Annotated in this window: 13 protein-coding genes and 1 pseudogene; 6 read left to right on the forward strand and 8 right to left on the reverse strand. The window is 60.0% G+C overall.

Translation table 11 applies throughout. The features are described from left to right. Positions 1–216 precede the first annotated feature (216 nt). The 3 genes from AC0V6W_RS12780 (at position 217) to AC0V6W_RS12790 (ending at position 4,256) form a co-directional block, all read left to right on the forward strand. Entirely contained in the window at positions 217–1,395 is a 1,179-nt protein-coding gene (locus AC0V6W_RS12780) for a phosphoserine transaminase (protein ID WP_486150546.1), read from the forward strand. Positions 1,396–1,500: 105 nt separating this feature from the next. After that, positions 1,501–3,084, forward strand: a complete 1,584-nt coding sequence (gene serA, locus AC0V6W_RS12785; protein ID WP_486150548.1) for a phosphoglycerate dehydrogenase — start codon at positions 1,501–1,503, stop codon at positions 3,082–3,084. Between the two features lie 62 nt (positions 3,085–3,146). Then, positions 3,147–4,256 (forward strand): ATP phosphoribosyltransferase regulatory subunit, encoded by a 1,110-nt coding sequence (locus AC0V6W_RS12790; protein WP_486150550.1) that lies wholly within the window; start codon positions 3,147–3,149, stop codon positions 4,254–4,256. Between the two features lie 19 nt (positions 4,257–4,275). Here AC0V6W_RS12790 and AC0V6W_RS12795 read toward each other — a convergent pair whose 3' ends face one another. Next, positions 4,276–5,289 carry an alpha/beta hydrolase gene (locus AC0V6W_RS12795; protein ID WP_486150552.1) on the reverse strand — a complete coding sequence of 338 codons (1,014 nt, stop codon included), beginning with the start codon at positions 5,287–5,289 and terminating at the stop codon, positions 4,276–4,278. Between the two features lie 544 nt (positions 5,290–5,833). Between AC0V6W_RS12795 and AC0V6W_RS12800 the strand changes: the two genes are divergently transcribed. After that, on the forward strand, positions 5,834–7,123 hold the full coding sequence (locus AC0V6W_RS12800; RefSeq protein ID WP_486150554.1) for an adenylosuccinate synthase: 1,290 nt from the start codon (positions 5,834–5,836) through the stop codon (positions 7,121–7,123). A 111-nt stretch (positions 7,124–7,234) separates the two neighbouring features. After that, positions 7,235–7,903, forward strand: coding sequence for a L,D-transpeptidase family protein (locus tag AC0V6W_RS12805; protein ID WP_486150556.1), 669 nt, complete (start codon positions 7,235–7,237; stop codon positions 7,901–7,903). A gap of 5 nt (positions 7,904–7,908) precedes the next feature. Here the strand turns inward: AC0V6W_RS12805 and AC0V6W_RS12810 are convergent, their stop codons facing one another. Continuing rightward, positions 7,909–8,316: a DUF6768 family protein gene (locus AC0V6W_RS12810; protein ID WP_486150558.1), complete on the reverse strand. Its 408-nt coding sequence runs from the start codon at positions 8,314–8,316 to the stop codon at positions 7,909–7,911. 39 nt (positions 8,317–8,355) lie between these two features. Beyond that, a complete protein-coding gene (locus AC0V6W_RS12815; protein ID WP_486150560.1) occupies positions 8,356–8,919 on the reverse strand; it encodes an RNA polymerase sigma factor in 564 nt (187 codons plus the stop codon). A 138-nt stretch (positions 8,920–9,057) separates the two neighbouring features. Here AC0V6W_RS12815 and AC0V6W_RS12820 point away from each other — a divergent pair, with 138 nt between their 5' ends. Next, positions 9,058–10,110: a MarR family transcriptional regulator gene (locus AC0V6W_RS12820; RefSeq protein ID WP_486150562.1), complete on the forward strand. Its 1,053-nt coding sequence runs from the start codon at positions 9,058–9,060 to the stop codon at positions 10,108–10,110. Between the two features lie 45 nt (positions 10,111–10,155). On the opposite strand, the gene AC0V6W_RS12825 is transcribed toward AC0V6W_RS12820, so the two are convergent. The 5 genes and pseudogenes from AC0V6W_RS12825 to argH all read right to left on the reverse strand — a co-directional run bounded on the left by AC0V6W_RS12825 (position 10,156) and on the right by argH (position 14,141). After that, on the reverse strand, positions 10,156–10,539 hold the full coding sequence (locus tag AC0V6W_RS12825) for a hypothetical protein (RefSeq protein WP_486150564.1): 384 nt from the start codon (positions 10,537–10,539) through the stop codon (positions 10,156–10,158). After that, positions 10,517–11,224 carry a precorrin-2 dehydrogenase/sirohydrochlorin ferrochelatase family protein gene (locus AC0V6W_RS12830; protein WP_486150566.1) on the reverse strand — a complete coding sequence of 236 codons (708 nt, stop codon included), beginning with the start codon at positions 11,222–11,224 and terminating at the stop codon, positions 10,517–10,519. The genes AC0V6W_RS12825 and AC0V6W_RS12830 overlap by 23 nt, the downstream gene beginning before the upstream one ends. A 10-nt stretch (positions 11,225–11,234) precedes the next feature. After that, positions 11,235–12,494 carry a diaminopimelate decarboxylase gene (gene lysA, locus AC0V6W_RS12835; RefSeq protein WP_486150568.1) on the reverse strand — a complete coding sequence of 420 codons (1,260 nt, stop codon included), beginning with the start codon at positions 12,492–12,494 and terminating at the stop codon, positions 11,235–11,237. A gap of 11 nt (positions 12,495–12,505) precedes the next feature. Continuing rightward, positions 12,506–12,763 (reverse strand): hypothetical protein, encoded by a 258-nt coding sequence (locus AC0V6W_RS12840; RefSeq protein WP_486150570.1) that lies wholly within the window; start codon positions 12,761–12,763, stop codon positions 12,506–12,508. 3 nt (positions 12,764–12,766) lie between these two features. Next, positions 12,767–14,141, reverse strand: a pseudogene (gene argH / locus AC0V6W_RS12845) (argininosuccinate lyase). Between the last annotated feature and the right edge of the window lie 17 nt (positions 14,142–14,158).

Raw genomic sequence — 14,158 nt, forward strand, 5'->3', positions numbered from 1 at the left:
GCTTTAGGCGATGCGCGGCTGAGTTACCACCGTTCAAGCGGCACCGATGCGTGCGCCAATCGGGGAAGCGATGCGCCGCTCGTCTTTTATCCGGCCAGCGGTCCCTTCCACCGATCTGGGAGCGATAGAGATTGACTCTCTCCCCTGCATCTCTATTGGCGGCTCCGGGCCACGCGGTCCCAACGCCGCGCGAGCTCTCTGTAAGGAGAGAATACAATGACTGACTATGCACGCGGGCTCGCACATGAGCCGCCCGTAAAACCTGAACGTCCGCAATTTTCATCCGGTCCTACGGTGAAATTTCCCGGATGGTCCCTCGACAAGCTGAAAACCGAATCGCTGGGGCGCTCGCATCGCTCTGCGCTCGCGAAAGGCCGATTGAAATATGCGATCGACCTGACGCGCGAATTGTTGGGCGTGCCCGATGATTACCTCGTCGGCATCATGCCCGCATCCGACACCGGCGCATTGGAAGCGGCGATGTGGACGATGCTCGATCCTGCGCGCCCTGCAACGGTTGCGGCGTGGGAAAGCTTTGGCAATGTGTGGATCCAGGATGCGGTCAAGCAGCTCAAACTGCCCAATCTGCAAGTCTTGTCAGCCGATTACGGCGAAATTCCCGATCTTTCGACAATCCCTCAGCGCAATGATGTCGTCTTCACGTGGAATGGCACGACATCGGGCGCGATGATCCCTGATACGGACTGGCTGGAGCCGGGCCGCGAAGGCATCACGATCAACGATGCCACCAGCGCCATTTTTGCAATGGAAATGGACTGGGCAAAGCTGGATGCAACCACGTTCAGCTGGCAAAAAGTGATGGGCTCAGAAGCCCAGCACGGCATGCTGATCCTGTCGCCCAAAGCGGTGGAGCGCATCGAAAGCTATGATCCGTCATGGCCGCTGCCTAAGCTTTTCCGCATCAAGAAAGGCGACAAAATCAACAAGGGCATCTTTGAAGGCGCGACAATCAACACGCCTTCTTTGCTGGCCACTGAAGATTACATTGCAGCGCTTGAATGGGCGAAATCCATTGGCGGGCGCAAAGCTTTGATTGAGCGGGCAAACACCAATGCCAAAATCGTCAAAGACTGGATTGAGGCCAAGCCATGGCTGAAAAACATGGTCGCCGATCCGGCGCAGCGCACCAATACAGGTGTGTGCATGCAATTCACCGGCGAATGGTATGATGGCCTTTCGGCTGACGAACAGGCTGCGGTGCCCAAGAAAATTGTGAAAATGCTCGAAGAGCGCGCGGTTGGCTATGATTTCAACGGGTACCGCGATGCGCCACCATCCTTGCGGATATGGTGCGGCGGCACATTGGAAGCTGAAGATATCCAGCGCCTGCTGCCATGGATCGAGTGGGCTTACGAGATCGTCAAAGCCGGCTGATTAGCGTCGCAAGTGCATCCCCGTGAAGGCGGGGATCGCTCGCCACTGTTTCCAATCTATTTGATAGCGATCCCAGCTTTCGCTGGGATGACGAAAGTGTTTTCCATGACCAAACCCAAAGTACTCATTTCCGACAAGATGGACCCCAACGCTGCGCGCATTTTTGAAGAGCGCGGCTGCGAAGTTGACGTAATCACTGGTGAAAGCCCTGAAGAACTCGCCGCGCGTATCGGCGATTATCACGGGCTCGCAATCCGGTCCTCCACCAAAGTCACGCCTGCCATTCTTGATGCGGCGACCAATTTGAAAGTCATCGGCCGGGCCGGCATCGGTGTCGACAATGTCGATATCCCCTATGCCAGCGGCAAAGGCGTGGTTGTGATGAACACGCCGTTCGGCAATTCGATCACCACGGCTGAACACGCGATTGCCATGCTGATGGCGCTCGCTCGCCAGATCCCGGCTGCCAATGCGCGCACGCAAGCGGGCGAATGGCCCAAGAAAGACTTTATGGGCGTGGAGGTCACCGGCAAGACGGTTGGCCTGATCGGCGCGGGAAATATCGGTTCGATCTTTGCCTCGCGCGCTTTGGGTCTGAAAATGAAAGTGGTCGCTTACGATCCCTTCCTGACCGAGGACCGTGCGGTAGAAATGGGCGTTGAGAAAGTTGATCTCGATACGCTCCTCAGCCGGGCTGATTTCGTCTCGCTCCACACCCCGTTGACCGACGAAACGCGCAATATTTTGAGCCGCGAGCGGCTGGAAAATGCAAAACCGGGCATCCGCATCGTCAATTGCGCGCGCGGCGGATTGGTTGACGAGGTGGCCTTGAAAGACTGCCTTGAAAATGGGCAAGTGGCCGGCGCTGCATTGGATGTGTTCGCCGAAGAACCGGCCAAGGAAAACGCCCTGTTTGGCGCGCCCAATTTCATCTGCACCCCGCATCTGGGCGCATCCACCACCGAAGCGCAGGTCAATGTCGCGCTGCAAGTCGCCGAGCAAATGGCCGATTACCTCGTCAATGGCGGAGTGACCAATGCGCTCAACATGCCATCGCTTTCCGCCGAAGAAGCACCCAAATTGAAACCCTATATGGCGCTGGCGGAAAAGCTGGGAAGCCTTGTCGGGCAATTGGCGCATGGCAGCTTGACCAAAATCAGCATCGAACGCGAAGGCGCAGCCTCTGAATTGAATGGCAAGCCGATCACAGGGGCGGTTCTGTCAGGCTTTATGCGGCGGTATTCCGATACGGTGAACATGGTCAACGCGCCGTTCCTTGCCAAGGAACGCGGGCTGGAAGTGTCTGAAATCCGCCAGAACCGCGAAGGCGCGTTCTCAACCCTTATCCGCGTGACAGTGGAAACCGATGCCGGGCCGCGCTCTGTTGCGGGCACTTTGTTCGGCAATGAAGCGCCGCGTCTGGTTGAGATATTCGGTATCGGGATCGAGGCGGAACTGGATGGCAATATGCTTTATGTCGTCAATGATGATGAGCCGGGCTTTATCGGCCGCATCGGGACGCTGCTGGGCGATAATGGCATCAATATCGGCACGTTTAACCTGGGCCGGCGCGATGCGGGCGGGGAAGCTGTGTTGCTGCTCAGCCTCGATGACGCGCTGAGCGAGGATATGATCGCCAAGGCCGAAGCGGTCGAAGGTGTGAATATGGCCAAAGCACTGGTGTTTTAAGTCACGCCTATCTGCGTCCCCGCTTCCACGGGGATTGCAGATAGGCTAGGGGCCCTCGCGAAATGACCAATTCAACAGATCTCCTTCCCGAAGGGCTTCAGGATCGCCTGCCTGCATCCGCGCAGGCGATCACCCTTGCCATGCGCGCGTGCCTCGATGTGCTGCACGCCCATGGTTATGACCGGGTGCGCCCGCCATTGCTCGAATTTGAAAGCTCGCTTGCCGCCCGGATGAAAGGCGTGGAAACGCGCCGCATGTTCCGCATGACAGACCCGGCCAGCCTGCGCACTTTGGCGCTGCGGTCGGATATCACGCCGCAAATTGGGCGTATCGCTGCAACCAGCATGAAAGACGCGCCGCGCCCGCTTCGGCTCGCCTATTGCGGGGACACTGCCGTAATGCAGGCAAGCCAGCTTGATCCTGCACGCGAGCGGCTGCAATTGGGCGGCGAACTGATCGGGTCAGACACGGCGGCGGCGGCGGGTGAGATTGTCGCGGTGGCGATTGAGGCATTGCGCGCAGCCGGGCTTACCGGGCTGTCGGTGGATTTCACTCTGCCCGATCTGGTGGACACATTGGGCGCGCAAGACCGCTCGCTTGCGCCTGAAACATTGGATGCGATCCGGCGCGAATTGGATACCAAGGATGCAGGCGGGCTGAAAGCTGTGGGCGGCGAGGCGTATCTGCCGCTGCTTTATGCCACCGGGCCATTCGCCGAAGCGCTGCCGAAACTGCGCGCGCTTGATCCGGGCGGCGCATTGGCGAGCAGGCTTGATGGGTTAGAAGCAATCGCGGCGCGCATTCCCGATGATGTTCGCATCACGCTTGATCCGACAGAGCGGCACGGGTTTGAATATCAAAGCTGGTTTGGCTTTACCATCTATGCGGGCAATGTGCGCGGCGCAGCCGGGCGCGGCGGCACGTATATGATTGGCGGCACGGGCGAAGCGGCAAGCGGATTTACGCTTTATGCAGACCGGCTGGCAGAAGCCGCGCCTGCGCCCGAAGCGGGGCAATTGGTCTATTTGCCGCAAGGGTATGACCCGGTGCGCGCGGCTCAATTGCGGGCGGATGGCTGGCGGACATGCGCGCAAATTGGCGATGATGAAGACCCGGCGGCTCTGGGCTGCACGCATAAGCTGCGCGGTGACGAGGTAACAGAGCTTTCCTGACCGCAATCGCCGAGTTGGCTTAGCTCAGGATTGCTTCCAGAAACGCGTCAATCGCTTCAGTCTGCGCGGCGCCTACATCGGTTCCTATTTCGCGGTTCAACCGGCTGTGATCCGTGTCTGCAATGGGCAGCGCGCTCGCCGTTCTGCCTGCTTCCACCAAGGCGTTTGTCAGCATCTGCGCCTGTTTGCGCGATGCATCGCGCTCTTGGACATAAAGCGCCAGCCAGTTTGGCACATCGCGCCCGCCCACATGGGTTTGGGGCGATAAGGCTGCGTGGCGGGCCGCATCATTGCCAAATACGCGCAGATACAGATCCCGGCTGCGCGGGCCGGCATCCGCCATATTGGCAGCGATATCGTATCCAGCGCCATCGAGCAGCACCGCGCCCCGCACCGCCTCAAACGCATCGCCTGCATATTGCGGATCGCTGGCGACCAATGCCGCCAGATGCGCGCCTGCGCTGTGGCCCATCAACACGATGCGTTCCCGGTCAATCCCGACAGATTGGGCCTGACCCACCAGAGCCTGCACCGCTGCGCCGACATCTTTTGCCTGTTCTTCGACAGGCGCGCCGGGCAGCAATCTGTACCCGGTTGACGCAAAGATGATGCCGCGCGCGGTGTAATAAGCCGGTTTGCCCTGCACATATTTGTTGTCGCCCATCGACCACCCGCCGCCATGGACAAACAGGATAACAGGCAAATCATCGACTGCATCGCCGGGCGTGTAGACGCTAATTTGCTGACTGGGATGCGAACCAAAAAACAGCGTGCGGGCGGGCTTTGCTGAGGCAAAAGAAGCGCTGCGCCCGTCAGCATTCCCGCCGCGCCGCGCCCGCGCGCGCTCTCGCACTTGCTGGGCGCAGGTGTCTGATAACTGATCTGATTTTTGCGCAAGGCAGTTGCGGATATCTGCCCGGTTAGGGCGGCCATCCTGCCCGCACAGCGTTCTGATCTCGCGCATACATTCGCGCGCAGGGCGATCTGACCCGCGATCCTGGGCAAAGATAGGGCCGATGATAAGAGAGGCCATCAGACCCGTTCCCAAAGCAGCGGTCAATCGGTTTAACACAAGGTGGGCTTCCTCAGATTGATTACGGTGTTCTCATTGCGGCGGTCTTATTGCGATACCACAATGCCTATCCGTGCCAATTGGCGATAGCGTCGCGTTTTGTAACGATCCTTTGCTCTCCGCCGATCAGCCGCAGGATATGTCGCATTTTTACAAAGGGGGCCTTTTATGCTGATTGAGAAGCCCAGGCCCCTCAGATCAGGCGCTTTCCTACATAACCGGCCATGTGCGAATAGATGCGCATGGCTCTGATGGCGACTCTCGACAAAATACGCGCACTGCGGGGCCGAAGCTGCAAAAATGAACAAGGTTACACTTTGTTCGGCGGCATTGCTTTGTTCTCTTGCAATTTCAGCCACTTGCCCGAAATTCACTATTTTGCAAAAACGGCCTTCACCGGTCCATGTCTGCGCGCGCTTGCCCTTCGCTTGTCCAGCGCCTAACCCCCGCGCGGCGCTTCGCGAGCGCTTCGATCTAAGACCCAGTTTCAAGGAAATCGCATAGCATGGCCAACGTCACCGTAATCGGCGCCCAGTGGGGCGATGAAGGCAAAGGCAAGATCGTCGATTGGCTGGCCAGCCGGGCGGATGCAGTGGTGCGCTTTCAGGGCGGGCACAATGCCGGGCACACCTTGGTGATCGATGGCAATGTGTTCAAACTGTCGCTGCTGCCATCGGGCATTGTGTCAGGTACGATGAGCATGATCGGCAATGGCGTGGTGCTCGACCCATGGGCTTTGCGCGATGAGGTGGAAAAGCTGGAAGCGCAAGGCGTCGCGATCAGCGATGACAATCTGGCGATTGCCGACAATTGCCCTTTGATCCTGCCGATGCACCGCGATTTGGATGGCCTGCGCGAAAACGCGGCAGGTAAGGGCAAGATCGGGACAACCGGGCGCGGCATTGGCCCGGCTTACGAAGACAAAGTGGGCAGGCGCGCAATCCGCGTGTGCGATCTGGCGCATCTTGATGACCTTGATGCGCAGTTAGACAGGCTTTGCGCGCATCACGACGCGCTGCGCGCAGGGTTTGACCAGCCGCCCGTGGACCGCGCGGCCTTGATTGCGGAACTGCGCGATGTTGCTCCGTTCGTGCTGCGGTTTGCGCAGCCCGTTTGGAAGCGGTTGAAGAAAGTGCGCAAAGCAGGCGCGAAGATCCTGTTTGAAGGCGCACAGGGCGTTCTGCTCGATGTGGATCACGGCACCTATCCCTTTGTCACCAGCTCCAACACGGTCAGCGGCACAGCGGCGGCAGGCAGCGGGCTTGGCCCCAATTCAACAGGCTTCGTGCTGGGCATTGTGAAAGCGTACACCACTCGCGTGGGCAGCGGCCCTTTCCCAACCGAGCTTGACGATGAGATCGGCCAGGGCATCGGGGAGCGCGGTCATGAATTCGGCACCGTCACAGGCCGCCAGCGGCGCGTCGGGTGGTTTGATGCGGTGCTGGTGCGCCAGACTTGCTCGATCAGCGGCGTTACAGGCATTGCGCTCACCAAGATTGACGTGCTCGATGGGCTGGAGACGGTGAAGATTTGCACCGGATACCGGCTCAATGGCAATGTGCTTGATTACCTGCCCAGCCACGCCGCGGATCAGGCAGCGGTCGAACCGATCTATGAGGAAATGGAAGGCTGGAGCCAGAGCACAGTGGGTGCGCGGTCTTATGCTGATCTGCCTGCCAATGCGATCAAGTACATCCAGCGCGTCCAAGAGCTGATCGAGTGCCCGGTTGCGTTGGTATCGACCAGTCCGGAACGCGATGACACCATCCTGATGCGCGATCCGTTTGTGGACTAATGCATCCTGACCCCAAGGCCTGCGCAATTTACAACTTAAGCCTTTCCTACTGGCCTGCTCAGCAGCTAACCCAATTGCGGTGAAGGATACAAAAGGCATAAATCCGGCGTAATGGGTTTCAAGTCTGTCTTGGCTGTTTTGGCAATGTTTGCGGGCTTCGCGGTGTTTTGGAGTGCCGGGTTTTCAAGCGCGGCTGCCTCCGATCAAAGCCAGACCTATCCCACGCAGCGCAACACTCCGGTGCAAAGCGGGCAAAGCGGGCAAACCGGGCAAACACAGGCGGGCGGGCCGCAAAGCGCCCCTCACGCCCGCGCGCCGCACCGCTCGCTTGATCCTTACACTCGGCAGGTCATCACCCGCCAATTTGCCGATTTCCTGCTGGTTGATAAATCGGACCGCATGCTGATCGCCTATTCCAAAGGCAAACCCATCCGCACCTATCGCGGGCTGCGTTTTGGCGATGCGCCGCGCGGGCACAAACGCTTTGAAGGCGATGAACGCACGCCCGAGGGGCTGTATTACATCGATGCGCGCAATCCTGAAAGCCGCTATCACTTGAGCCTGCGTATCTCTTATCCCAATATGCGCGATCGCGATTATGCTGCGCGTCAGGGCCGTTCGGCGGGCGGCGATATCTTTATCCATGGCCAGCCCAATGGATATCGCGGACGGGCGATAAAGCGCGATTGGACCGATGGCTGCATCGCGCTTTCCAATGCGGAAATCAGGGAGCTGTGGCAGCTTGTGCCCGATGGCACCCCGATCCGCATTCAGCCGTAGCGCGCTTACCTCGCATCCTTATCGGCGGTCTCGCTGGCGTTCTGTTCGGCCAGCATCGCGACCTGAACCTGGAGCCGCTTAATCTCGCGCAGAATGGTCAGCATGTTCATGCGGGCAAACATCCATTCCTTGGCAAAGCCCATAATGACGAGCAGAGCGACCCCGGCAATCGCCCAGATCGCGTGCAGGATCGGGTGATCGGTGGTCTGCGTTGTCTGCCACAGCACGAACAGCAGCAGAAATCCCAGAACGGTGGTGAAAGCAAAGATCAGCTTGGCCCAACCGCCCAAAGGCCCTTTCCAACTGTCGCCGATTTGCTGGAACATGCCGCGATCATCTTCAAGGCTCTCCAGAAAGGCCCAGTCATCATCGCTGAGCTGCTGGGCAATGCGGGTATCGGGTGCGTCTGTCATGTTTAGGGCTCCTTTAGCTTGAGTTCGGTGTGTTCAAAGTCAGTCCTGCAAGGCAAGCTTCAACTTGCGCCGTGCGTGGAACAGGCGGGTTTTGGCTGTCCCCAGCGGGATCGATTGGGCGCGGGCAATCTCAACAAGGGTCAGCCCTTCGGCGAAATGCAGATGCGCGGCCAGTCGCTGATCGGCGGGCAGGCTGGCAAATGCCTGGGCCAGCGCGCTCGCGGTGTCCTGCGTGGGCGGGGCGCTGTGTTCGCTGGCCGCTGCGTGTGAGTGATCTGCCTGTTTTCGCGCCTTGATCGCGCGCGCAATCGCATCGGCCCCGCGGCGGTGCAGCACGGCAAAAACAAAGCTGCGAAAGCGGGCCGGATCGCGCAAATTGCCAATCCCCTTCCAAATGCCCACCCAGCATTCCTGCACCAGATCGCGGGCCAGATCAGGCTCGCCTGTATACCGCCGCGCCGCGCGCAGCAGACGCGGGTTCCACCGCTGATACAGCCGCGCAAAGGCCGCCCGGTCGCCTTGCTGTGCAAGCACGACAAGCAATTCATCGAACAGCGCACTTGCCTGTTCAGCAGGCTGAGAAGTTGAAACAGATGGCGGCATTACAAGGGTAGTCTGACCATGGGCCAAAAGGGTTCAATGGAGCGCGATTTATTTCGGTTGATTAAGAGTTCAGCGGTAAAATTCTTGACTTGAACCTGTTTTGTTCTACTTCTGTTTCTAACAGGTGGAGGTGATTCGATGAAACAGGATGGCATGGATACAGGTTTTGGCTCTGATATTGGTGATGTTGCTTACGATCTGCCGGGCGCTGATGATCAGATTGATGATCCGGCCGGCAGTTGGGGCATGCCCGCGCAGGATGCCGCAGGGACGCGGGCCCGCGTTGCGATCTTTGCTGATCGGGACCGGATCCGCCGCGAAATTGGCGAAGACCTTGCAGGCGCAGGGTTTCGCACGCTTGATGGCGGGACGATTGATGCCTTGCTGACTGGCCCGATTGCTCTGCTGGGCGATGTTGTGATGATTGATTGCCCGGTGGTGGATACCGGCACGCTTGCTGCCTTGACCCGGCTCGATATGCGGGTGGCGCGGACAGGGGCGCAGCTGATTGTCTCGACTTCGCTTGATGCGCTTGACGGTGTGTTCGCAGCGTTTGACCAATCGCATCCGCAAATTCTGGTCCAGCCCAGCCGGGCAGAACGGGTGCTGGCCGTGGGCCAGGTAATGGCAAATCTCTCCAATGGCCGCGTGCGCGAAATGAGCGAGGAGGACAGGCTCAACCTGCTCCACCTTTCCCGCCAGGTCGAAGCGATTGCCAACACATTGGAAGGTTTGTCGGACCATTCCGGATTGCGCGATGCGGCAGGGTTTGGCGCGGCGTCACATTCGGGCGAGGGCGGTGATGGCGCGCCGACGCAGCTGTTCAATTCAACCGCGCCTGCGCTGCCTGATGCACGCTTTGTGCGGCAGATCATCGCAGGCCGGCAGGCGCGCGCGAAGTTTTTCGATGCAGAGCTGTTTGCCGATCCGGCATGGGATATGCTGCTGGACCTGGCCGCGGCGCATGCAGAAAAATCGCAAGTTTCTGTCACCAGCCTTTGCATAGCCGCAGCTGTGCCAGCAACAACGGCGCTGCGGTGGCTCAAACAGATGGTGGATTGCGGCATCTTTGAAAGGGTGGCTGACCCTTCCGACAAACGCCGCGCCTTTATCGCGCTCAGCGATGCATCGCTCGAAGGAATGGCGCGCTATTTCCAAGAGCTCGAAGTGCCATTGGCGAAGGCCGCTTAGGCGACGCGCTAACTTGCAAGGTCGCTATGGTACGCGGCGCGTTAGTCAACCGGCAAATGGGCTGCGCAGGATCACAATCGAGCGGTGCGGGTCCAAATGCGCGCCACTAGGTGCGGCCCCAGCGGCGACCTCAGCGGCGCCACCAGCCTGGCCATCGGTCGGACCCTCAGCCGCGCCAGAATACCTGTCTGCGCCATCCTTTGCCGATGCACAAGCAGGCATGCCGCCAGCTCCGTTCGCGGCGGGGCACTGGGACAGGTCGCATTGGATACGAACCGCATCAGCCCGCGCCCGCGCGAGGATTTGACCACTCACATCGCCGTGAGTGCACACAATATCGGCTTCACCCAGCATCCGCGCTTGGCGCAGGGTCAGGTCTTCGGGATCGGCGCTTGTGAGAATGAAATCAGCGATCTCGCGGTGCGTCATTGTTGTTGGGGCGAGGGGGCAAAGCATCGCCTGCCGCCCCATCTGCCGGCTCATCTGGCGCTCTATTCTGCTCCCCTTTTGACGCGGCCACTGCTGCGCCGCCTGCCTGCGCGGCGTCATTGCCAAGGCTATCGGCCCAATCCTTCACCCGCTGGTGCGCTGCCTCATCAAGCGCATCAAGCGCGCCGCCTTCGCGCAAAGCCGCATCAATCGCGCGGCGGCGGTCAGCTCCACCGGGCAACTGGGACCGCAACCGAGGGCGAACCGCTTTCAAAGCATCGGCAAGCTTCCCAAGGCTTTGCGGCAATATCCGCTCCAGCCGCAGCCGCACATGTTTGGCAAGCCCGGCAGAAGCGCCGCCTGTGCCAACGGCGATGAGCAGCGGATCTCGGTCCAGAATGCTCGGCGTTGTAAAATCGCACAGGTCAGGCCGGTCGACCACATTCACAATCATCCCTGCACAGCGCAGATTGATCGCAGCGACTTCGCACGCCTTTGCATCTTCGAACGCGACAAAGGCAATGCGCACACCTTCATCAACAGCGCGCGCATGGTCGTCCACCACAATGCCGCCTGCGCGCTCCACCAATCGCCGCTTTGGCTCGGCCGCAGGCCCATCGCCCAGCACCAGCACCGATTGCCCGGCGATCTGATGAAACAGGGGAAGGCTCGCGATTTCGGCCATTACAGCGCGCTTAATCCAGCCATTCCGGCACGCGTTCTGCATCCATGATGGTGGCGGCGGCTATCCGGTCTGCGACCACCGCATAGCGATCCCCGTCAACCAGCACTTCGGCGACAAATCCGCGCGAATTGTAGCTGGACGCCATGGTCGCGCCATATGCTCCGGCAGTGCGGAACACCGCGAGATCGCCGCTTTCCAGCCTGTCGGTCAGGCGGCCCATCGCGAATGTATCGCCGGTTTCGCAAATGGGGCCAACGATATTGGCCGTCATATCCGCGCCGCGCGGCTGAACCGCGACGAAATCGTGATAGGCCCCGTAAAGGGCCGGGCGAGCAAGATCATTCATTGCCGCATCGACAATCACAAACGGGTCTTTGATCCCGCGTTTCACCCGCACCACACGGGTCAGAAGCACGCCTGCATTGCCTGCGATCACTCGGCCGGGTTCAAAAATCAGCGACACACCCCAATCGCGCGTGACCCGCGCCACCATCGCGCCATATTCGGCAGGGGATGGCAGCACTTCTTCGCGTTTGTAAGGCACACCAAGCCCGCCGCCCAGATCGACATGAGTGATCGTATGGCCGGCCCCGCGCAAAGAAGCGACAAGAGCGCCCAGTTTTTCAAACGCGCGCTCCAGCGGGGCAAGATCGCCCAATTGGCTGCCGATATGCACCGCAACACCGCGCAAATTGACGCCCGGCTTGGCCGCCAGCATGCCGAATATCTGACCCGCCTGATCGATCGGTACGCCAAATTTGTTGTCCGCTTTGCCCGTGGAGATCTTGTCATGCGTGCCCGCATCGACATCGGGATTGATCCGCAGCGCGCATTGCGCTTGCTTCCCCATTTCGGCGGCGATTTCGGCAAGCTCCAGGCCTTCTTCTTCGCTTTCAATGTTGAACTGGCCAATGCCCGCCTCCAATGCTTCTGCCAGTTCTGCTGCGGTTTTGCCCACGCCGGAAAAGACGATTTTGTCAGGTGTGATCCCTGCCGCCAGCGCGCGGCGCATTTCGCCCACCGACACGCAATCCGCCCCGTATCCCTGTTTTCCAAGCACTTTGAGCACAGCCAAGTTCGGATTGGCTTTAACCGCAAACGCGATGAGTTTGTCAGGCACACCCTCCAGCGCGTCGCGGAAGACCGCCGCATGGCGTTCCAAGGTGGCGCGCGAATAGACATAGACGGGCGTGCCGACTTCATCTGCGATGCGCGGCAAGGGAACGTCTTCGGCGTGCATGACGCCGTCTTTGATGGCAAAATGATCCATGGTTTCAGGCTTTATTCGGGAGGGAGATCAAAGGGGTCGTCTTCGCGCTCTTCGGACCGGCGGCGCAATTCGACGCTGCGTTCGGGCGCGGCCAGCGCTTCGAGTTCAAGCAATTCGTCGGATGTCGGCTGCACACTGGCCCCTGCGGGCGCGACGGGCAGGCTGGCTCCTTCGGGCGGGGTCAGCGCCGTGCGCGATCCGCACGCGGCAAGCAGGCCGGCGCTTGCGATCAAAGCGGGGGCTAAACCGTGAATGCTTCGAATGCGCACGTCCTATTCTCCTCCAAGCGCGTCCTGCGCGCTGCTTACCTGCCGTCTTACCTCGACCGGCGCGGTTCCGCCATAGCTTGAACGCGCAGCAACCGAGGCATCCACGCTGAGCGCATCAAACACGCGCTCGTCAATGCGCGCATCGATGGCCTGCAAATCAGCCAGCGGCAATTGCGCAAGGGCTTGGCCGCGTTCCTCAGCCAGTTTCACAGCAGCGCCGGTGATATGGTGCGCTTCGCGAAAGGGGATGTCGGCCTGCGTGACCAGCCAATCGGCAAGGTCGGTTGCGGTGGCATACCCCAATTCAGCCGCTTCGCGCATGCGTGCAGTGTTGAACGTGCTGTCTGCGATCATTCCGGTCATTGCCGCGATGGACAGCGTCATCAGGCTGGCGGCTTCGAAGACGGGCGGCTTATCGTCCTGCATATCCTTGGAATAGGCGAGCGGCAGGCCTTTCATCGTTATCATCAGAGCATTGGCGCATCCGATCACGCGGCCCGCATGCCCGCGCACCAGTTCGGCGGCATCGGGGTTCTTCTTTTGCGGCATGATGGATGACCCGGTTGAAAGGCTATCGGACATAGCGATAAAGCCGAAAGGCTGGCTCGCCCAGATAATCATTTCCTCGGCCAGCCGCGACAGATGCAGCGCGGTTACGCTCGCGCAGTGGAGGTAATCCATTGCAAAATCGCGGTCTGAGACGGCGTCGAGTGAATTGGCGGTTGGCCCATCAAAACCAAGCGCGGCCGCCGTCGCGTCGCGGTCAATCGGAAAGCCGGTGCCCGCAAGCGCGGCTGATCCCAGCGGGCATTCGTTCAAACGTGCCCGGGCATCGGCAAGGCGGGACTCTGTCGCGCCGGATCATCTCGTAATAGGCCATCAGGTGGTGACCCAAGGTGACGGGCTGTGCGGTTTGCAGGTGGGTAAAGCCGGGCATGATACTGCCTGTATGTTCGGCAGCGCGCGCGACCAGAGTGCGCTGCAACCCGGCCAGCCCTTCGTCCATCGCATCGCAAGAGCTGCGCACCCACATCTTGAAATCGGTGGCGACCTGATCATTGCGGCTGCGCGCGGTGTGGAGCCGCCCTGCTGCTGCTCCGATCAATTCCGCCAGACGCGCCTCGGTGGTCATGTGGATGTCTTCAAGATCCCAATCTTCGGGCACCCCGTTCGCTTCGTATTCGGCAGCGATCTGATCGAGCCCGCCGGTGATCGCGGCGACATCATCTGCGCTGACAATGCCCTGTGCTGCCAGCATGGCGGCGTGCGCTTTGGATGCGGCGATATCTTCGCGCCACAGCGCTTTATCAAACGGGATTGAGGCATTGATTTCGCGCATGATCGCGCTAGGCCCGTCAGCGAACCTGCCGCCCCACATGGTGTTTTTGGAGTCGC

The organism is Erythrobacter sp. JB1-7 (genome assembly GCF_057365015.1).

Bases quoted from the DNA above. Each gene is read 5' to 3' on its own strand.
- AC0V6W_RS12780 (WP_486150546.1), top strand. From the start codon at position 217: ATGACTGACTATGCACGCGGGCTCGCACATGAGCCGCCCGTAAAACCT.
- serA (WP_486150548.1), top strand. From the start codon at position 1,501: ATGACCAAACCCAAAGTACTCATTTCCGACAAGATGGACCCCAACGCT.
- AC0V6W_RS12790 (WP_486150550.1), top strand. From the start codon at position 3,147: ATGACCAATTCAACAGATCTCCTTCCCGAAGGGCTTCAGGATCGCCTG.
- AC0V6W_RS12795 (WP_486150552.1), bottom strand. From the start codon at position 5,289: ATGGCCTCTCTTATCATCGGCCCTATCTTTGCCCAGGATCGCGGGTCA.
- AC0V6W_RS12800 (WP_486150554.1), top strand. From the start codon at position 5,834: ATGGCCAACGTCACCGTAATCGGCGCCCAGTGGGGCGATGAAGGCAAA.
- AC0V6W_RS12805 (WP_486150556.1), top strand. From the start codon at position 7,235: ATGGGTTTCAAGTCTGTCTTGGCTGTTTTGGCAATGTTTGCGGGCTTC.
- AC0V6W_RS12810 (WP_486150558.1), bottom strand. From the start codon at position 8,316: ATGACAGACGCACCCGATACCCGCATTGCCCAGCAGCTCAGCGATGAT.
- AC0V6W_RS12815 (WP_486150560.1), bottom strand. From the start codon at position 8,919: ATGCCGCCATCTGTTTCAACTTCTCAGCCTGCTGAACAGGCAAGTGCG.
- AC0V6W_RS12820 (WP_486150562.1), top strand. From the start codon at position 9,058: ATGAAACAGGATGGCATGGATACAGGTTTTGGCTCTGATATTGGTGAT.
- AC0V6W_RS12825 (WP_486150564.1), bottom strand. From the start codon at position 10,539: ATGACGCACCGCGAGATCGCTGATTTCATTCTCACAAGCGCCGATCCC.
- AC0V6W_RS12830 (WP_486150566.1), bottom strand. From the start codon at position 11,224: ATGGCCGAAATCGCGAGCCTTCCCCTGTTTCATCAGATCGCCGGGCAA.
- lysA (WP_486150568.1), bottom strand. From the start codon at position 12,494: ATGGATCATTTTGCCATCAAAGACGGCGTCATGCACGCCGAAGACGTT.